Origin of the sequence: Microlunatus sp. GCM10028923, assembly GCF_042666975.1 — a bacterium.
Classification (GTDB): Bacteria; Actinomycetota; Actinomycetes; order Propionibacteriales; family Propionibacteriaceae; genus Microlunatus.
This window is the reverse complement of the sequence record NZ_JBHTFF010000009.1, coordinates 58366-76707: the sequence shown is the minus strand read 5'-3', so window position 1 is coordinate 76707 and position 18342 is coordinate 58366. Positions and strand designations below refer to the sequence as shown.

The 18342-nt window shown below is 71.9% G+C and carries 15 protein-coding genes; 8 read left to right on the top strand and 7 right to left on the bottom strand.

What is annotated here, in order from left to right; genetic code table 11:
• From ACFQU4_RS21980 to ACFQU4_RS21950, 7 genes are read left to right on the top strand one after another with little or no spacing between them, the layout of a single operon-like run.
• Entirely contained in the window at nucleotides 1-1575 is a 1575-nt protein-coding gene (locus ACFQU4_RS21980; RefSeq protein ID WP_377495939.1) for a hydantoinase/oxoprolinase family protein, read from the top strand.
• Between the two features lie 25 nt (nucleotides 1576-1600).
• Nucleotides 1601-3205: an ABC transporter substrate-binding protein gene (locus tag ACFQU4_RS21975; RefSeq protein ID WP_377495937.1), complete on the top strand. Its 1605-nt coding sequence runs from the start codon at nucleotides 1601-1603 to the stop codon at nucleotides 3203-3205.
• Between the two features lie 7 nt (nucleotides 3206-3212).
• Entirely contained in the window at nucleotides 3213-4166 is a 954-nt protein-coding gene (locus tag ACFQU4_RS21970) for an ABC transporter permease (protein ID WP_377495934.1), read from the top strand.
• Nucleotides 4167-4168: 2 nt separating this feature from the next.
• Entirely contained in the window at nucleotides 4169-6016 is a 1848-nt protein-coding gene (locus tag ACFQU4_RS21965) for a dipeptide/oligopeptide/nickel ABC transporter permease/ATP-binding protein (protein WP_377495932.1), read from the top strand.
• Nucleotides 6013-6840, top strand: coding sequence for an ABC transporter ATP-binding protein (locus tag ACFQU4_RS21960; RefSeq protein WP_377495930.1), 828 nt, complete (start codon nucleotides 6013-6015; stop codon nucleotides 6838-6840). The genes ACFQU4_RS21965 and ACFQU4_RS21960 overlap by 4 nt, the downstream gene beginning before the upstream one ends.
• Nucleotides 6815-8833 carry a S9 family peptidase gene (locus ACFQU4_RS21955; RefSeq protein WP_377495928.1) on the top strand — a complete coding sequence of 673 codons (2019 nt, stop codon included), beginning with the start codon at nucleotides 6815-6817 and terminating at the stop codon, nucleotides 8831-8833. The genes ACFQU4_RS21960 and ACFQU4_RS21955 overlap by 26 nt, the downstream gene beginning before the upstream one ends.
• Nucleotides 8830-10308, top strand: coding sequence for an amidohydrolase family protein (locus ACFQU4_RS21950; protein WP_377495926.1), 1479 nt, complete (start codon nucleotides 8830-8832; stop codon nucleotides 10306-10308). The genes ACFQU4_RS21955 and ACFQU4_RS21950 overlap by 4 nt, the downstream gene beginning before the upstream one ends.
• A 21-nt stretch (nucleotides 10309-10329) precedes the next feature.
• Here the strand turns inward: ACFQU4_RS21950 and uvrC are convergent, their stop codons facing one another.
• Together uvrC and ACFQU4_RS21940 are read right to left on the bottom strand one after the other, a co-directional pair.
• Nucleotides 10330-12315, bottom strand: a complete 1986-nt coding sequence (gene uvrC / locus ACFQU4_RS21945; RefSeq protein ID WP_377495924.1) for an excinuclease ABC subunit UvrC — start codon at nucleotides 12313-12315, stop codon at nucleotides 10330-10332.
• Between the two features lie 43 nt (nucleotides 12316-12358).
• Entirely contained in the window at nucleotides 12359-12634 is a 276-nt protein-coding gene (locus ACFQU4_RS21940) for a Rieske (2Fe-2S) protein (protein WP_377495922.1), read from the bottom strand.
• Here ACFQU4_RS21940 and ACFQU4_RS21935 point away from each other — a divergent pair.
• Nucleotides 12627-12893: a hypothetical protein gene (locus tag ACFQU4_RS21935; RefSeq protein ID WP_377495920.1), complete on the top strand. Its 267-nt coding sequence runs from the start codon at nucleotides 12627-12629 to the stop codon at nucleotides 12891-12893. The two genes, ACFQU4_RS21940 and ACFQU4_RS21935, sit on opposite strands and share 8 nt — an antisense overlap.
• A 95-nt stretch (nucleotides 12894-12988) precedes the next feature.
• Here the strand turns inward: ACFQU4_RS21935 and ACFQU4_RS21930 are convergent, their stop codons facing one another.
• Genes ACFQU4_RS21930 through ACFQU4_RS21910 form a run of 5 tightly spaced genes read right to left on the bottom strand, consistent with a single transcriptional unit; the run spans nucleotide 12989 to nucleotide 18224 of the window.
• Nucleotides 12989-13816 (bottom strand): carbohydrate ABC transporter permease, encoded by an 828-nt coding sequence (locus ACFQU4_RS21930; protein WP_377495918.1) that lies wholly within the window; start codon nucleotides 13814-13816, stop codon nucleotides 12989-12991.
• Nucleotides 13813-14757 (bottom strand): carbohydrate ABC transporter permease, encoded by a 945-nt coding sequence (locus ACFQU4_RS21925; protein WP_377495916.1) that lies wholly within the window; start codon nucleotides 14755-14757, stop codon nucleotides 13813-13815. The genes ACFQU4_RS21930 and ACFQU4_RS21925 overlap by 4 nt, the downstream gene beginning before the upstream one ends.
• Nucleotides 14754-16064, bottom strand: a complete 1311-nt coding sequence (locus tag ACFQU4_RS21920; protein ID WP_377495914.1) for an ABC transporter substrate-binding protein — start codon at nucleotides 16062-16064, stop codon at nucleotides 14754-14756. Before ACFQU4_RS21920 ends, ACFQU4_RS21925 begins: the two co-directional genes overlap by 4 nt.
• A complete protein-coding gene (locus ACFQU4_RS21915; protein WP_377495912.1) occupies nucleotides 16061-17386 on the bottom strand; it encodes an FAD-dependent oxidoreductase in 1326 nt (441 codons plus the stop codon). The genes ACFQU4_RS21920 and ACFQU4_RS21915 overlap by 4 nt, the downstream gene beginning before the upstream one ends.
• Nucleotides 17379-18224, bottom strand: coding sequence for an IclR family transcriptional regulator (locus ACFQU4_RS21910; protein WP_377495910.1), 846 nt, complete (start codon nucleotides 18222-18224; stop codon nucleotides 17379-17381). Before ACFQU4_RS21910 ends, ACFQU4_RS21915 begins: the two co-directional genes overlap by 8 nt.
• Nucleotides 18225-18342: the final 118 nt, after the last annotated feature.

Here is an 18342-nt window from a genome sequence, read left to right as displayed (position 1 = left end):
ATGACCGAAGCCACGGCCGATCTCACCATCGCCATCGACGTCGGCGGCACCAACACCGACGCGGTCTGCATGGACACCGCCGACCGGATCCTGGCCCGGCACAAGCAGCCGACGACGGCCCGGGTCGACGACGGCCTCGGCGCCGCCCTGCAGACGATCTTGGACGAGCTCGGTGACCGCGCGGGCCGGGTCGGCCGGGTGATGCTCGGCACCACCCACGCCACCAACGCGATCTTGGAACGCCGCGGGCTGGCCCGGCTCGGCGTGATCAGGATCGGCGCGCCGGCGACCACCGAGGTGCCGCCGCTGACCGGCTGGCCGGATGATCTTCGCCGGGCGGTCTGCGCCGACGCGGTGATCATCGGCGGCGGGCACCTGGTGGACGGGCTGGAGCTGAGCCGGCTGGACCTGGCCGCACTGGACCGGTTCATCGACACCGTCGCCGAGCAGGCCGACGGGTTCGCGGTGACCGGCGTGTTCAGCCCGGCCATCGCGGACCACGAGCTGCGGGTCGCCGAACGGATCCGGGAGCGGGTCGGGGTCGATGCGTCGATCTCGGTCAGTCACGAGGTCGGCAGCCTCGGCCTGCTGGAGCGGGAGAACGCGACGGTCCTCAACGCCGCGCTGCGGCCGGTGGCAGGAGCGGTGATCGACGCGCTGTCCTCGGTGATCGAGGCGCACGGGCTGGAGGTGGCCACGTTCTTCGCGCAGAACGACGGCACCCTGATGGCCCTGGAGCACGCGTCCCGGTTCCCCGTCCTCACCATCGGCTCCGGCCCGGCGAACTCGCTGCGCGGGGCGGCCCGGCTGTCCGGCGAGTCGGAGGCGATCGTCGCCGATGTCGGCGGCACCTCGACCGACTTCGGCGTGCTGGCCGGCGGATTCCCCCGCGAGTCGACGCTCGCCACGGAGATCGGCGGCGTCCGTACCAACTTCCGGATGCCCGACATCCACGCCGTCGCCCTGGGCGGCGGAACGATCATCAGCACCGTCGGCGGCCGGTCGCAGCTCGGCCCGCGGTCGGTCGGTTACAAGATCACCACCGAGGCGCTCTGCTTCGGTGGCGCCACGGCCACGCTGACCGATGCGGCCCTGGCGCTGGGCCGCGGCTCGTTGCCCGGGATCACCGCGCCGCGGCTGGACGGCGACCGCGGGACCGCGTTCGCCGCCGCCCTGGAGCAGGCCGACCAGATCCTCGAACACGCGGTGGACCGGGTCTCCCTCGGCCGGTTCGACAAGCCGCTGATCGCGGTCGGCGGCGGCAGCTTCCTGATCCCGGAGAAGGTGCCCGGCGCGAGCCGGGTGATCCACCCCGCGGATGCCGATGTCGCCAACGCGGTCGGGGCGGCGATCGCCCCGGTCAGCGGCCGCGCCGAGACCCTGGCCAGCTCGATCGACGACCGCCGCCAGGCGATCGACCGGGCCTCGGAGCTGGCCAGCGACCGGGCCATCCAGGCCGGCGCCCGGCCCGGCTCGGTGGAGATCGTCGAGATCGTCGAGACCCCCTTGACCTACCTTCCGCAGCCGTCCGTCCGGGTCACCGTCAAAGCGGCCGGAACCCTCGGCTGGCTCTGATTCCACTCACAGGAGGAGAACAGCGATGGCACCGAAGATGATCATGACCCGATTGGGTCTCGCCGTCGCGCTGTTACCGATGACCGCATGCGGGGCGCTTCTCGGAACCGGCGCACCACCGGCCGGTGAACCCGGCGCACGACAACCGTTGATCGACGGTACGTTCACGATGGCCCTGTCCGGTGATCCGGGCAGTCTGGATCCGCTGCACTCGGTCGCTCCGGCGGCCCGGGAGGCGATGTCGTACAGCTACGAAAGCCTGCTCTGGACCGACAAGTCGGGCGAGCCGAAACCGTGGCTGGCCGAGAAGTGGACCGCGACCGAGACCGAGGCGACGTTCACCCTCCGCGACGGCGTGACCTGCTCCGACGGCGCCCCGTTCACGGCGAGTACGGCGGCCGCGAACATCAATTACCACGCGGACAAGAAGAACGCGTCCTTCTACTTCGGCTCGATGATCCAGGCCGGCACCAAGGCCACCGCCGACGACGCGGCCCGGACGGTCGCCGTACGGTCCGCGGGCCCGGATCCGTTCCTGCTGGTGCAGACCGGGCTGATCCAGCTGGTCTGCGACGCCGGGCTGAAGGATCCGAAGTCGATCACCACCGAGACCAACGGCACCGGCGCGTTCCGGCTGACCGAGCTGGCCGCCGAGGACCGGTACGTGTTCGAGCGGCGGCCGGAGTGGACCTGGGGCCCGAACGGGATCAGCGCCACCACGGCCGGGCTGCCGAAGACCGTGGTGCTGCGGATCATCCCCGAGGAGAGTACGGCGGCGAACCTGCTGCTCTCCGGCGAGCTGACCGCGGCCCAGGTGACCGGTCCGGACCGGGCCCGGGCCGAGCAGGCCGGGCTGTTCTCCGACGGGGTGAAGTTCCCGATCGGGGAGTTCATGTTCAACGAGAAGCCGGGCCGGGTGATGACCGACCCGCTGGTCCGGCAGGCCCTGGCCACGGCGGTGGACCGGGCCGCCGTCGCGACCGTACTGTCCGACGGGAAGGGCACCACGCCGACCTCGCTGGTCACCCTGGACCCGCTCGCCTGCGCCTCGGACCAGGCGCCCTGGAAGCTGCCGGACTACGATCTCGCCGCCGCTGGCGCGCTGCTGGACGAGGCGGGCTGGAAGGCCGGGCCGGACGGCCAGCGGACCAAGGACGGCAAGCCGCTGTCGGTCGAGTTCATCTACGACGAGGGCCGGCCCACCGGACCGGCCGCGGCCGAACTGGTGGCCGACTCCTGGAAGCAGCTCGGCGTCCGCACCGAGCTGCGGTCGCTGAACAGCGCCGGCTGGGACGAGAAGCTCTACAAGACGCACGACTGGGACGCCGGCTTCGTCCTGGTCGGCAGCGGCTTCCCGTCCTTCATCGCGAACTTCTTCGGCGGCGAGCCGCCGCCGAACGGCAACAACTTCATGTTCGTCGACAACCCGGACTACAACCGGCTGGCCAAGCAGGCGGCGTCGGCGAGCCCGGAGGAGACCTGCCCGCTCTGGGTGCAGGCCGAGGTGGCCCTGGTCGAGCGGTTCGACGTCATCCCGGTGGTCGACCTGGTCGAGCCCGTCTTCGCCAACAAGGCCGAGTTCGCCTTCCGGGGCACCCTCGACCCGACCTCGATCCGCCTCTACCAGTGAGCCGTCCGTGACCCTCTCCCCGCGGCTCGACTTCGTCCGGCGCCGGCTGATCCGGCTGGTGATCTCGGTCGTCGTCGTGATCACGGCGTCGTTCGCGCTGATCCAGCTGGTGCCGGGCGACCCGATCCGGGCCGCGCTCGGGGTCAGCGCGCCGGCGGAGCTGGTCGAGGCGCGCCGGCAGCAGCTGGGCCTGGACCAGCCGCTGCCGGTGCAGTACCTGGACTATCTGACCGGGCTGTTCCGCGGCGACTTCGGCACCTCGCTGGTCAGCCAGATCCCGGTCGGCAGCATCATCGGCCAGCGCTTCGGCGTGACGGTCGCGCTGGCGCTGCTCGCCTTCGTGTTCGTGATCTTGATCGGGCTGCCGGCGGGGATGATCATGGCGGTGGCCACCCAGGCCGGCCGCCGGCCGCGGACCGAGCTCGGCTTCACCATGATCAGTGGGCTGTTCGTGGCGATCCCCGAGTTCATGCTCGCGGTCAGCCTGATCATCGTCTTCGGTGTCGGGCTGGGCGTGCTGCCGGTGGCCGGCCAGGGCACGCTCGCGCACCTGGTGCTGCCGGTGGCCACGCTGGTGCTGGCCCCGGCGGCGTACCTGGCCCGGATCGTGCGGGTGGAGGCGCTCGCCGTCCTCGATCAGGACTACCTGCGCACCGCCCGCTCCAAGCGGCTGCCGCCGCGGCTGCTCTACCTGCGGCACGCGCTGCCGAACATGATCACCGCCGCGCTGACCACCAGCGGGATGATGCTGACCGGGCTGGTCGCCGGCACCGTGGTGGTGGAGACGATCTTCGCCTGGCCCGGGATGGGCTCGACGATCGTCAACGCGATCGCCGGCAAGGACTACCCGACCGTGCAGGGCATCGTGCTGGTGTACGCGCTGCTGGTGCTGGTGATCAACCTGCTGGTCGACCTGCTGCTGGTGATCATCGATCCGCGCTCCACGCTCCGGGAGGCCTGACCATGACCCTTGGGCTCCGACCGACCCTCGACGCGGTACCCGGTGCGCCGCGCCGGCGCGGTTTCCGCGGGGTGCTCGGCGTCGCGGCGATCACGGCGGTGGCGGTGTTGATCTTGCTCGCGGTGCTCGGTCCGTTGCTGGCCTCCGGCCCGGCGGCGGCGATGGACGTGGCGGCCCGGCTGGCGCCGCCCAGCCCGGCGCACCCGTTCGGCACCGACGAGCTGGGCCGGGACATCCTGGCCCGGACGCTGTCCGCGGCCGGGCTCTCGATCGGCCTGGCCCTGGCCGCGACCGCGCTGGCGGTCGGGCTCGGACTGCTGCTCGGCCTCGTCCCGGCCGTCCTCCGCGGCCGGGCCCGGAGCTGGCTGGTCGGCGCGCTCGAGGTCGCGCTGGCCTTCCCATGGCTGCTCACGGCGATGTTCTTCTCGGTGATCTGGAGCGGCGGCCTGGCCGGTCCGGTGCTGGCCCTGGGTTGTGCCAGCGCGCCGTCGTTCGCCCGGCTCACGTACACGCTGGCGTCCGGGGCGGCCGGCCGCGACTACGTCCGGGCGGCCCGGGTGCTCGGCGTCGGCCGGCCCCGGATCGTACTGCGGCACCTGCTGCCCAACATCGCCGAACCCTTGATCGTCAACGCCGCGGCGGCCGCCGGCGGGATGCTGCTGGCCTTCTCGGTGTTGTCCTTCCTCGGCATCGGGCTGCAGCCGCCGTACCTGGACTGGGGCCGGCTGTTCAACGAGGGCATGAACCGGGCGTACGTCAGCCCGATCGCCGCCCTCGGCCCCGGCCTGGCGATCATCCTGGCCAGCATCTGCTTCACCGTGCTCGGCGAGGCGCTGGCCGCGGCCGCCGGCCTGCGCACCTCGGTCGGCCTGAATTCCCTGGTACGGAAGGGAAGCCGACGCACCCGACCCGACCCCCGCGCCCTGAGCCTGTCGAAGGGCCAGGCCACGTCGGCCGACGCCCCCGTGCTCTCGGTTCGTGATCTTGAGATCAGCTTCCCCGGGGCCGGCACGACCCCGGTCACCGGCGTCTCGTTCGACGTCTTCCCCGGCGAGGTGGTCGGCATCGTCGGCGAGTCCGGCTCCGGCAAGTCGCTGACCGCCCTCGCCTGCGCCGGGCTGAGCGACCCGCGGGCCGTCGTCGACGCGGTCGAGCTGACCTTCGACGGGCGGCCGGTGCCCGCCTCGACGGCCTCGCTGTCCCGGGCCGAACGGCGCCGGCTCGGCACCACGCTGAGCATGATCTTCCAGGACCCGATGACGTCGCTGAACCCGTCGCTCCGGCTCGGCACCCAGCTGGCCGAGGTGGCCGAGACCCATCTCGGCGAGGGCCGTGCCGCGGCGCGCCGGCGGGCGGTGGACCGGCTGGCCCAGGTCCGGATCGACCAGCCCGAGCTGCGGATCCGGCAGTACCCGCAGCAGCTGTCCGGCGGCATGCGGCAGCGGGCCAGCATCGCGATGAGCCTGATGGGCGACCCGAAGTTGATCATCGCCGACGAGCCGACCACGGCGCTCGACGTGACCGTGCAGCGGCAGGTGCTGGCGCAGCTGGACCGGGCCCGGCGGTCCACCGGCGCCGCGGTGATCTTGATCTCGCACGACATCGCGTTGATCTCCGGTTTCTGCGACCGGGTGCTGGTGATGTACCAGGGCCGGCTGGTGGAGCAGCTGCCGACGGCCGACCTGACCACCCGGGCCGAGCATCCGTACACCCGGGCCCTGCTGGCCTGCATCCCGGATCTGGAGACGGACAAGAGCGCTCCGCTGCGGACGATCGCCGAGGAACTGGCCGAGCCGGTCCCGGACCCGGCGGAACCGGAGCCGGCCGAGCCGGTGGGGAGGTTGCGATGATCACCACCACACCGGACTCCGCGCCGGGCGGCCTGCGGTTCGAGGACGTGTCGGTCCGGTTCGGCCGCGGGCCGGCGGCGATCACGGCGGTCGACCAGGTCAGCCTCGACCTGCCGACGGGCAGCACGCTCGGCCTGGTCGGCGAGTCCGGCTCCGGCAAGTCCACCCTGGCCGGGATCGCGGTCGGGCTGCTGCCGCCGACCGCGGGCCGGGTGCTGCTCGGCGACGAGGTGATCGCGCCCGTGCCGGGGCCGTCCGGCCGCCGCCGCCGGATCCAGTTGATCTTCCAGGACCCGTACTCCTCGCTCGACCCGCGGATGACGATCGAGGAGTCGATCGCCGAGGGCCTGGTCGCGACCGGCCGCCGGGTCGGTGCCGTCGAGCGGACCCGGCGGGTGGCGGAGCTGCTGGAGCTGACCCACCTCGGCCAGACGGTACGGCGCTCGCGGCCGGCCCAGCTGTCCGGCGGGATGCGGCAGCGGGTCGCCCTGGCCCGGGCCCTGGCCGCCGAGCCCGAGGTGATCATCGCCGACGAGATCACCTCGGCGCTGGACGTGTCCGTCCAGGGATCCGTGCTCAACCTGTTGCTGGAGCTGCAGCGCGAGCTGGGCCTGACGATCTTGTTCGTGTCGCACAACCTGGCCGTCGTCCGGTACGTCAGCGACCGGATCGCCGTGCTGCGCCGCGGCCGCCTGGTCGAGCTCGGCCCGACCGACCAGGTGATCGGCTCCCCGGCGCACCCGTACACCCAGGAACTTCTGGCGGCCATCCCCCGCCTCGGCACCAGAATGGATCTCGATGTTGATCAATCCACCGAACCCTGAGCCTGGCGACGGGCCGCCGCGCAATCGCCGCTACCGGCTGACCGACCTGCTGGAGATCCCGGTCCCGAGCGCCCCGGCGCTGCGCCCGGACGGTGCCATGATCATCTACCGGCTGCGCACCCTGGACACCGAGAACGATCGCAACGTCGGCCGGTTGTGGCAGGTGGCCGCGGACGGCTCCGCACCCGCCCGTCCCCTGTTCGACGCCGTGGACGGCGTGGACGACAGCGCGCCCGCCTGGTCGCCCGACGGCACCAGGCTGGCCTTCCTCCGCTCGTCCGGCGGCCAGGCCCAGCTGTGGCTGTTCGAACCGGCCACCGGGGACTGCGCCGAACTGACCGATCTGCCGCTCGGCGCGGGCCCGCCGGTCTGGTCGCCGGACGGTACGGCGATCGCGTTCGCGGCCCCGGTCGCCGGTCCCGGCCAGCCGGAACCCGGCGCCCCGATCGTGATCACCGACACCGACCACCGCGCCGACGGAGCCGGGCTGCGGGTCGGCGTGCGGCGGCAACTGCACCGGCTGTCGCTCGAGGACCAGGTGGTCCGGCAGCTGACCGACCTGGCCTGGGACGCCACCGAGCCGTGCTGGTCGCCGGACGGCACCGCGATCGCCTTCCTCGGCGACGATCACGCGTCCGGCCACTATCCGCTGACCCACGGCGCGTTCCTGGTCGCCGCCGACGATGATCATCAGCCGGCGCCGCGCCGGCTGGTCCCCGACGGGGCGCGGATCGCGACCCTGCTCTGGACCGCGGACGGGCTGTGGGCGACCGGGCGACCCGATCCGGTCATCGGCCATGATCAACTGCTGCGGCTGGCCGACCCGTACGGTCCGGAGACCGACGCCGCTCCGGTCCGCTGCCCGCTCGACGGCGGGCTGAACCCGGCTGCCGGCGGCGGCGAGTGGGCCGGCGCCCGGCCGGTCCGGCTGAACGATCATGAACTGGCCCTCGGGGTCTCGGACCGGAGCCGGTTTCCGCTGCTCGCGGTCGATCCCGGCACCGGCGCGGTCCGGGAGCTGATCGGTGGCGGCATGGTGGTCGGCTGCTCCGGTCCGCAGGCCGGCCGGCTCGCGGCGGTCGTCGCCGATCAAGGAAGCTACGGCGAGGTCGTCGTGCTGGACCTCGACCGGCCCGATTCCGGCCCGCGCCGGCTCACCCGCCACACCGCCACCGCGCTGCCGGAGGTCGAGCTGATCATGCCGGAGCGGCGCGCGTTCACGGCGGCCGACGGCACGTCGTACTCGGGCTGGCTGATCAGCGATCCGGACCTCGACGGTCCGCGGCCGATGTTGCTGGACGTGCACGGCGGGCCGCACCTGTGCTGGCCGGACGCGGTCCAGCAGGCGAACCCGTACCACCAGGTCCTGGCGGCTCAGGGCTGGGCGGTACTGCTGGTCGACCCGCGCGGCAGCGACGGGTACGGCGAGCCGTTCTACACCGCCGGGCTCGGCCGGTGGGGCGTCGAGGACGCCGGCGATCTGCTCACCGCGGTGGACACGCTGGTCGCCGACGGCACCGCGGACCCGGACCGGTTGGCCGTCGCGGGCTACTCGTACGGCGGCTTCATGGCCCTGCAGCTGACCACGCTGACCGACCGGTTCCGCTCTGCCGTCGCCGGCGGCGGGATCAGCGACCTGCTCAGCCTCGGCGGCAGCGACGATGTGGCGACGGGGGTGATGATCACCGAGCTCGGCTGCGACCCGTACCGGGCGCCCGAGGAGGTGCTGCGGCAGTCCCCGATCAGCCGGGTCGACCGGGTCCGGACGCCGACCCTGCTGCTGCATGCCGAGCATGATCACCGCTGCCCGATCGGGCAGTCCGAGGAGTGGTTCGCCGCCCTCAGGCATCGCGGCGTCGAGGTCGAGCTGGTCCGCTATCCCGACGCCTCGCACCAGTTCCTGGTCGACGGCCGGCCCTCGCACCGGCTCGACTACAACCGCCGGATCGTCGACTGGGTGACCGGTCATGATCAGAAAGTGAGGTCCCGATGATCACCGACACGCCAGGCCCGATCCGGCTCCGCAACGCGCGGCTGGTCGGCGGTACGGAACCGGTCGACATCATGATCGTCGACGGCATGATCACCAACGACCCGTCGGGCTCGGTCGAAGAGCTCGATCTTGCCGGCCGCTTTGTTACCCGCGGCCTGTGGGACTTCCACGTCCATTTCGAGCAGTGGTCGCTGGCCCGGCGCCGGCTGGACCTGACCGGAACCGGGTCCGCGGCCGACGTGCTCGCCGTGGTGGCGGAGCGGCTCGCCGCCGACCCGGAGGCCGACCATGATCAGGTCCTGGTCGGGTACGGCTTCCGCGACGGCACCTGGCCGGACCGGCCGACCCGAGCCGACCTGGACCGGGTCTCCGGCGACCGGCCGGTGGCGTTGATCAGCAACGACCTGCACAGCGGCTGGCTGAACTCGGCGGCGTTCCGGCGGTTCGGCGCCGTCCCGTCCGAGGACGGCGTGCTCCGGGAGAACGCGATGGCCGCTGTGGCGCGGGAGCTCCGGCAGGTGCCGGAACCGCTGCTCGACCGCTGGGTGACCGAGGCGGCCGAGGCCGCGGCGGCCCGCGGCGTGGTCGGCATCGTCGATCTGGAGCGGCGGTTCACTCCCGAACACTGGGCGCGCCGGGTCGCCGCCGGCACCACCGCGCTCCGGGTCGACTGCGGCATCTATCCGCCGGAGTTCAGCGAAGCGGTCCGCCGCGGGTTGCGGACCGGTGACCCGGTGCCGGGTGGGGCGGGACTGCTCACCGTCGGGCCGTTCAAGATCATCGCCGACGGTTCGCTGAACACCCGGACCGCGTTCTGCCACGACCCGTACCCGGAACCGGGCGACCCGGAACATGATCACGGCATCCTGCTGCGCGACCGGGACGAGCTGGTCGCCATGATCAAGGAAGCCGCCGCGGCCGGCCTCGCCTCGACCGTGCACGCGATCGGCGACGAGGCGAACACGATCGCGCTGGACGCCTTCCAGGCCGCCGGGATCGCCGGCCGGATCGAACACGCCCAACTGCTCCATGCGGCCGACGCCGAGCGGTTCGCCCGGCTGGGGGTCGTCGCGAGCGTGCAGCCCGACCATGCGGTGACCGACCGCGACGTGGCCGACCGGCACTGGGCCGGCCGGACCGGGCGGGCGTTCCCGTACGCGATGCTGCTGAACGCCGGCGCCACCCTGATCCTCGGCTCCGACGCCCCCGTCTCCCCGCTCGACCCCTGGCTGACGATCGCCGCCGCCGTACACCGCAGCGCCGACGACCGGCCCGCCTGGCACCCCGAGCAGGAGATCGGCCTCGCCGCGGCCCTGGACGCGTCGACCGGCGGCCGGGCCCGACCCCAACCCGGCGACCTGGCGGACCTGGTGATCACCGACGTCGACCCGTTGGCCGCGACCCCGGAGCAGCTGCGGTCGATGCCGGTGTCCGGCACCCTGCTCGGCGGCCGCTGGACCTACCGGAACCTGTAGCCAGCCACCACGCTCCCCGAGTCAGTCCAGGATCTCGCCGGTGGCGGTGTTGATCGCCTCCGCCTTCGGAGTCTCGGACAGGGCCGCCTTGATCGCCAGGGCGGTCTTGTCGCCGAAGCCCGGGACGGCGGCGATCTCCTCCACCCGGGCCTCGCGGAGCTTCTTCAGCGAGCCGAAATGCTTCAGCAGGGTACGGCGACGGACCTCACCGAGGCCGGGAACCTGATCAAGGACGGACTCGACCATCGACTTGCTCCGCCGGGACCGGTGGTGCGTGATCGCGAACCGGTGCGCCTCGTCGCGGAGCCGCTGCAGCAGGTAGAGGCCCTCCGAGGTGCGGGGCAGGATCACCGGGTCCTCGACGTCGGGCAGCCAGACCTCCTCCAGCCGCTTCGCCAACCCGCACAGGGCGATGTCGTTGATGCCCAGCTCCCCCATCGCCTCGGCCGCCGCAGCCACCTGCGGCGGGCCGCCGTCGACCACCACCAGCGCCGGCGCGTAGGCGAACCTGCGCGGGGCCCCGGTGGTCGGGTCGACCAGCATCGGGCCGTCGGGATCGTCGGCCGCCTGTTGATCATGACCGTTCCGGGCCCGGTCGTCGATCAGCCGACGGAACCGGCGGGTGATCACTTCCTTCATCGCGGCGACGTCGTTCTGCCCGTCCACGCCCTTGATCACGAAGCGCCGGTATTCGCTCTTGCGGGGCAGCCCGTCCTCGAAGACGACCATCGACGCGACCACCTCGGTGCCCTGCAGGTTGGAGATGTCGAAGCACTCCATCCGCAGCGGCGCGGTCGGCAGTTCGAGCGCCTCCTGGATCTCCTCCAGCGCCCGGTTCCGGGTGGACAGGTCGCCGGCCCGGCTGGTCTTGTGCCGGACCAGGGTCTCGCCGGCGTTGCGGGCGACGGTCTCGAGCAGGGTCCGCTTGTCGCCGCGCTGCGGCACCCGGATCGCCACCTGCGCCTTGCGCCGCTCGCTGAACAGCGCGGTCAGCGAGTCGGCCGACGGCGGCAGCGCCGGCACCAGGATCTCCCGCGGCAGCTGCGGCTGCTCCGGGCCGTCGGCCTCCTCCGGCGCCGCGTACAACTGCAGCAGGAACTGCTCCACCAGGCCGGCGGTGTCGATGTCGTCGACCCGGTCCGCGACCCAGCCGCGCTCGCCGCGGACCCGGCCGCCGCGGACGTGGAAGATCTGCACCGCGACCTCGAGCGGGTCCTCGGCGAGCGCGATCACATCGGCGTCGGTGCCGTCGCCGAGCACGATCGCGTTCTTCGACATGGCCTGCTGCAGGGCGCCGATGTCGTCCCGGAGCACGGCCGCGCGTTCGTACTCCATCGCGGCGCTGGCCTGGGCCATCTCGCGTTCGAGCTTCTTGATCAACGGCCCGGACTGGCCGGCGACGAACTGGCAGAAGTCGTCCACGATGTCGCGGTGCTCGTCGGCGTCGACCCGGCCGACGCAGGGCGCTGAGCACTTGTTGATGTAGCCGAGCAGGCAGGGCCGGCCGATCTGCTTGTGGTTCTTGAAGACGCCGTTGGAGCAGGACCGCATCGGGAACACCCGGAGCAGCAGGTCGACCGTCTCCCGGATCGCCCAGGCGTGCGAGTAGGGACCGAAGTAGCGGTTGCCCTTGCGCTTCTTGCCCCGGCCGACCATCACCCGCGGATACTCCTCGGCCCAGGTGACGGCCATCCACGGGTACGACTTGTCGTCGCGGTACTTCACGTTGAACCGCGGGTCGAACTCCTTGATCCAGGAGTACTCGAGCTGCAGGGCCTCGACGTCGGACCGGACCACGGTCCAGTCCACCCGGGCCGCGGTGAACACCATCGCCTGGGTCCGGGTGTGCAGGCCGGCCGGGTCGGCGAAATAGGAGTTCAGCCGCTGCCGCAGGCTCTTCGCCTTGCCGACGTAGATGACCCGCCCGTCCGCGTCGGAGAACCGGTAGACGCCGGGCTGCTCCGGGATCGAGCCGGGCTTGGGTCGGTAGGAGGTCGGGTCGGCCACGTTTCTCAGCGTAGAACCCCGGTCCGACAGCGCCCGCCGGGGACTACTCGGGCAGCACCAGGTTGTCGCCGGACACGGTGAACTCGACGGCCGGCAGCGGCGCCTCCGCCGGGCCGGCGACCGGTTCGCCACTGTCGATCGCGAAGTGGCTGCCGTGGCAGGGGCAGACGATCTCGGAGTTCTCGACCTTGTCCACCGGGCAGCCCTGGTGGGTGCAGGCCGCGCTGAACGCCTTGAACTCGCCAGCCGTCGGCTGGGTCACCACATACTTCTCCTGGACGATCACCCCGCCGCCCTCCGGCACGTCGGCGGTGGCCACCGTGATGCCCTGCGGCGCCGGGGATCCCGAACCGCTCGCGCTGGGGCTCGAACTCGCGCTCGGCGAGTCGCTCGGGCTCGCCGCGCTGCTGGACGAGGGAGCGCCGGACGAGGGCGCCGCCGAGGTCGAGGGTCCCGCGCTGCCGCCGGTGGAACAGCCCGCGATCCCGGCACCGGCGCCGATCGCCACCGCGGCCAGTCCGGCCTGTCTCAGCAGCCTGCGCCGGCTCCGGGCGCCGGCGACGAGTTGGTCGAGCTGATTGCGAACTTCCGGCATCACGGGCTCCCTGGGGGTCGGGGGGTCGGGTCGCCAGTCTAGGGACGATCACCTGTGGATCGGCCATGACGACGCCGGTCAGCCGCGGAGCCCGCTGGCGAAGCCCTTGATGATCGACCGCTGCAGCATGAAGTAGACGATCATGATCGGCACGATCGCCAGCGCCATCCCGGCGAAGATCGGTCCCCACCGGGTGGCGAACTCGCCCCGGAACGAGAAGATCGACACCGGCAGGGTCTGCTGGGCGCTGCCGCCGACGTAGAGCATCGGGGTCAGGAAGTCGTTCCAGATCCCGATCGCGTTGAGGATGATCACCGTGCCGGTGACCGGCCGGAGCAGCGGAAAGACGATCATGGCGTACGTCTTCAGCCGGGACGCCCCGTCGACGTAGGCCGCCTCCTCGTAGTCCCGCGGCAGGGCCCGGACGAAGCCGGCGTAGAGGAAGATCGTCAACGGCAGCTGGTGTCCGACGTGGAAGATGATCAACGAGGTGTACGTGCGCAGCAGGTTGGCGTCCCGCATGAACTGGTAGAGCGGCACCATGCCCAGCTGCAGCGGGATCATCAGCCCGAGCAGGAACATCAGATAGAGCCCGTAGCTGAGCTTGGTCCGGCGCCGGGCCAGCTGGTAGCCGGCCAGCGAACCGAACACGATCAGCAGCGCCACGCTCAGCGAGGCGATCACCGCACTGTTGCCGAAGGCGCTGCCCAGCGAGGCCGCCTGCCAGGCCTCGACGAAGTTCCCCAGGTACGGTTCCGTCGGCGGCGTCAACGGAGCGGCCACGACGTCCTGTGGCTTCTTGAACGCGATCACCACGAAGACGTAGATCGGGAAGACGAAGATCAGCGCGGCGATGATCATGATCGCCTCCAGGCCGAGACCGCGCAGCGAGAGCTTCGTTCTCATGCGTCCACCTCGAATCGGCGCAGGGCCCGCAGCTGGATCAGGGCGAAGGCGAAGACGATCATGGTCAGCACCATCGCGATCGCGGCGGAGTAGCCGTACTCGCCGGAGACGAAGGCGGTCTTGTACATCACCAGGGACAGCGTCTCGGTCGCGTAGCCGGGGCCGCCGCCGGTCATCACGAACACCTGGTCGAACAGCTTGAGACTGCCGATCAGGGTCAACGACAGGGTGATCGTGGTGGCCGGGATCAGCATCGGCAGCGTGATCTGGGTGAACCGGCGCCATCCGGTCGCGCCGTCCAGCGAGGCGGCCTCGTACAACTCGGCCGGGATGCCCTGCAGCCCGGCCAGGAAGATCACCATGGTGAGGCCGGTGTTCTGCCAGATGATCACCGCGATCACGCTGGGCAGGGCCACCGCCTCGTCGCCGAGCCAGTTCCGGGCCAGCCCGTCGGCACCGATTCCGCGCAGCACGGAATTGAGCGGGCCGTCCGGGGTGAGCACGTACTGCCAGAGGAAGCCGATCACCACCGGCGGCAGCAGGGCCGGCGCGAAGAACAGGGTGCGCAGCACGTTCCGGCTGCGCAGCCTGCTGTGCAGGGCGACCGCGATCGCCAGTCCGAGCGCGGTCTGCACGGCCGTGCAGCCGAGCGCGATCAGCAGCGTGTTGATCACCGCCGAGCGGGCGTTCGGGTGCTCGACCAGCCGGAGGAAGTTGTCCACGCCGACGAACCGGGCCGGTTCGGCGCCGCCGGTCCAGTCGGTAAAGGCGTGGTAACCGCCGGCCAGGGTCGGGTAGAGGACGACCAGGCCGTACCCGATCAGGGCGGGCACGCAGAACAGGTACGGCACGATCATGGCGCGGTGTCCGCGCCGGAACCGCCGGACCGGCCCTGGTCCGGCGGCGACCGGCCGGGGCCGGGCGGCCAGGCCAGTGCTCACGGTGTTCCCTTGGCGTACTCGGCGTCGAGCTGGCCGAGCAGCTCCGCGGTGTCGATCTTGCCGCTGATCAACTCCTGGCCGCTCTGCAGCAGCCGCTGCTGGACGTCGCCGTTCGGCCAGACGTAGTTGGCGAACGGGGTGGTCTTCTGCTGCTCGAGCCAGGGCGCGATCGGCGCCAGGCCGGGCGGCACCTCGACGGCCTCGAGATCCAGCCCGGGCAGCGATCCGAGCGTCTTGGCGTAGGTGGTGACCTGGGCCGGCTGGGCCAGGCAGTCGAGCAGCTTGCGGGCCGCGTCCTGCTTCTTCGACGCCCCGTTGATCGCCAGGAAGTCCGGGGCCGTGGCGACCCGGGTCTGCTCCGGATCGTCGGTGGCCGGCAGCGCGAAGACCCCGATCGTCTCCGCTCCCCCGTCGGCGTATTCGGTCAGTTGCGCCAGCCCGGCCGAGACCATGACGATCATGCCGGCCTCGCCGCCGGCGACTTGCTGGAACGCCTGGTCCTCGGGCTGGCCGAGCGCCTCCGGGCTGAGGTACTTCTCCCGCTGCAGCGTGATCAACTTCTCGAACACCGCGTTCCACTCCGGCGACTTCGCCAGGGTGGTGCTGCCGGCGGCCAGGTCCGCGTCGATGTCCGGCCGCGGGCCGTAGACCAGGGAGGCGGCGAGACCGTACACCGGGAACTGGATCGCCACGCCCTGGGCGAGTCCGGCCGCGATCGGCGTCTTGCCGGCGGCCAGCAGCTTCGCGTTCGCGGCCTGCCACTCGGACCAGGTGGTCGGCGGCTCCAGCCCGAGCTCGGCGAAGAGTTTCTTGTTGTACGCAACGACGATCGCATTCCGGCTGGTCGGGAAGGCCTGCACCTTGCCGTCGACCGCGGCGAGCATCCTGGTCCCGTCGCCGAGGTGCTCGGCCCAGCCGGAGCCGCTCAGATCGGTCAGTTCGCCGGACCGGCCCAGCACGCCGGCCGCGACCGGGCTGCTGTTGCCGGGCGAGACCCGGAACAGGTCGGGCGCGGTGCCCGAGGTCAGCTGGACCCGGAGCTGGGTGTTCAGGTCGTTCACGGCGGCCTGCTGCAGGTCGACGGTGATCCCGGTCTGCTGCTGGCAGGTGCCGAGCACGGCGTCCAGGCCCCGCTTCTGCTCCGGCGAGACCAGTGCCGTCACCGTGTCGGCCGAACCGCCGCCGGAGTCGGTGTTGACGAAGCCGCAGCCGGCCAGGGCCGCGACCAGGATCGCCGAGATCGCCAGCCGGGCCGTGCGCAAGGGCCGGGGCCGGCGGGTGAGCACGTCGTTGCGCTTCATGATCATTCCTCTGAGATACGGGCGGCCGGGATCGGCTGCCGTGCGTGGGTGAGGTCGGGCGGCACGATCGCTCCGTGCCGCCGCAACGTCTCCCGCAGTTCGGTGATCGGGATCTCGTCGACCTCGCCGCCCCGATCGGCGGACAGTGCGGCCAGCGCGCCGGCGGCCTGGCCCATCGCCATGCAGGAGGCCTGCACCCGATAGGCCGAGTTGGCTTCCTGATCACCGGCGACCGGCCGGCCCGCGACCACCAGGTACCCGTTGTCCCGCGGCACCATGGCGCTGCGCGGGATGGTCGGGACGGTGCCGTACGGGAGCGGGCGGATGTCGATCCCGTCGCCGTCGGGGCGGTGCACGTCGATCGGGTAGAAGCTGTAGCTCACCGCGTCGTCGTGCACGGTGCCGGCCTGATAGTCGGCCGCGGTGATCATGCCCCGGGCCTCGATCGTGTACGTCTCCCGGATGCCGCACTCGACGGCCCAGTCCTCGATGATCAGGTCCGACAGGCCGGGCTGCCGCTTGAGGAAGCGGAAGATCCGCAGCATGGTCGCCCGGGCCGCCAGCTCGGCCTCGGTCCGGCCGGCCGCGGTACCGCCGTCGATGCCCGGCACGTGGATGCTGTTCCGGCCGCGGGCTCGCAGGAACTGCCGTACCGCGTCGACCGGCTTGAGCAGGTCGGCCGGCTGCAGTTCGCCGGTCCGCAGCGCCTCGGCGTAGGCCAGGTCGAGCGCCTCGAAGTCGAGCTCCTCGTACCGGTAGCCGCCGAGCGTGATCATGATCGTGCCCGGCTGCCGGCGCTCGTTGCGCCGCCGGGGCAGCCCGGCCAGCCCGGCCGCGACGGCGTCGCCCGAGCTGTCGATCAGCCGGCGGGCGGTGGTGGTGATCAGGCCGTCCTTCGTACACAGCCGGACCACCCAGTGATCACCGGTCCAGCGAACCTCCGCCGGCATGGTGTGCAGCCGCAGCCGTACCCCGGCGTCGATCATGGCCTGGTCGATCACGGCGGCCAGGATCGCTGCCGACACAGGGATCTGGAGCTTGTAGTGCGGCAGCTGCCAGGCGCTGAAGTCGGGCAGCCGGCCGCCGGCGATCCGGACCGCCTCGGTGACCAGGTCCCAGCCGATCCCGGCGATGACCTGCCGTCCCCAGGCGTGGAACAGCCCGGGCAGTGCGACGCCGGCCACGGTCGTGGTGCCGCCGAGGGCGCCGTTCTTCTCCACCAGCAGCGTGTCGGCGCCGAGCCGGGCGGCCTGGATCGCCGCGCTGCACCCGGCCGCGCCACCGCCGATCACGATCACGTCATGATCAACCGTTCCTTGATCAGCCATCGGCCGCACCGCCCAGCAGCCGGGACATCTGCTTGGCCCCGGCCGTGACCGCGGCGAGCAGCGACGCGTCGTAGTCGGGCGCGTGCCGGACCGCCGGGTAGCCGATGCAGAGTGCCGCGATGGTCACCCCGCGGCTGTCCGAGACCGGCGCCGCGACGCCGCAGACCCCGGCGACCTCCTCCTCGAAGTTGGTCGCGTGGCCCTGAGCCCGTACCCCGGCGGTCAGCTCGAGCACCTGCTCGACCGGCAGCGCGTGGTGGGCGTCGGCGAAGCGGGGCGAATCCAGGGTGGCCCGGATCCCGTCGTCGGACAGTCCGGCCAGCAGCACCTTCCCGGCCGCGGTGCGGTAGAGGCTGGACGGGCCGGCCTCGGCGAACCGGGCGGCGGTCGGGTTGACGTTGAGCAGCTGCGGGCTGACCAGCACCGCGATGTCGACCCGGAGATCGTTCTGCAGCACGGACAGGTGCACCGTCTCGGCGGTGTCCTCCCAGAGCTGCCGCATGATCGGCGCCGCCACCGCGGACAGGTCCGCCTGGGCCACGTAGATCCGGTTGAACTCGATCAGCCGGGTGCCCAGCACGTAGCGGCGGTTCCGGGCCAGCTGGTCCACCAGGCCGTTGATCATCAGCGAGCTGAGCAGGGTGCGGCCGGTCGACGCGTGCAGGCCGGTGGCCTCGGACAGCTCCTTCAGGCTCGCGCCCTGCGGGCCGGCATGGGCCACCGCCTCCAGCAGCGCGACCGCGCGGTCGATCGCCTGGATCGGGCTCTTGGCGCGCTCGGGCGTCACGCCCTCGGCTGGAACCTGCTGGGTCGCGGAGAGCTGGTCGGCGTCGGCCATCGGACATCCGTTCTACATTGTCGAACGTGCTTGCTTAATCTCGTACGAGGACCAGGGTGCCGCCACCGTTGAACCGTGTCAACCCCTCGCGAAAGCGCCGTGTGGTCCGGGCAGGCCG

What these genes read in the sequence shown, in the direction of transcription:
- ACFQU4_RS21980 (WP_377495939.1), top strand. Translation starts at nt 1, where the DNA reads ATGACCGAAGCCACGGCCGATCTCACCATCGCCATCGACGTCGGCGGC.
- ACFQU4_RS21975 (WP_377495937.1), top strand. Translation starts at nt 1,601, where the DNA reads ATGGCACCGAAGATGATCATGACCCGATTGGGTCTCGCCGTCGCGCTG.
- ACFQU4_RS21965 (WP_377495932.1), top strand. Translation starts at nt 4,169, where the DNA reads ATGACCCTTGGGCTCCGACCGACCCTCGACGCGGTACCCGGTGCGCCG.
- ACFQU4_RS21960 (WP_377495930.1), top strand. Translation starts at nt 6,013, where the DNA reads ATGATCACCACCACACCGGACTCCGCGCCGGGCGGCCTGCGGTTCGAG.
- ACFQU4_RS21955 (WP_377495928.1), top strand. Translation starts at nt 6,815, where the DNA reads ATGTTGATCAATCCACCGAACCCTGAGCCTGGCGACGGGCCGCCGCGC.
- ACFQU4_RS21950 (WP_377495926.1), top strand. Translation starts at nt 8,830, where the DNA reads ATGATCACCGACACGCCAGGCCCGATCCGGCTCCGCAACGCGCGGCTG.
- ACFQU4_RS21930 (WP_377495918.1), bottom strand. Translation starts at nt 13,816, where the DNA reads ATGAGAACGAAGCTCTCGCTGCGCGGTCTCGGCCTGGAGGCGATCATG.
- ACFQU4_RS21920 (WP_377495914.1), bottom strand. Translation starts at nt 16,064, where the DNA reads ATGATCATGAAGCGCAACGACGTGCTCACCCGCCGGCCCCGGCCCTTG.
- ACFQU4_RS21915 (WP_377495912.1), bottom strand. Translation starts at nt 17,386, where the DNA reads ATGGCTGATCAAGGAACGGTTGATCATGACGTGATCGTGATCGGCGGT.
- ACFQU4_RS21910 (WP_377495910.1), bottom strand. Translation starts at nt 18,224, where the DNA reads ATGGCCGACGCCGACCAGCTCTCCGCGACCCAGCAGGTTCCAGCCGAG.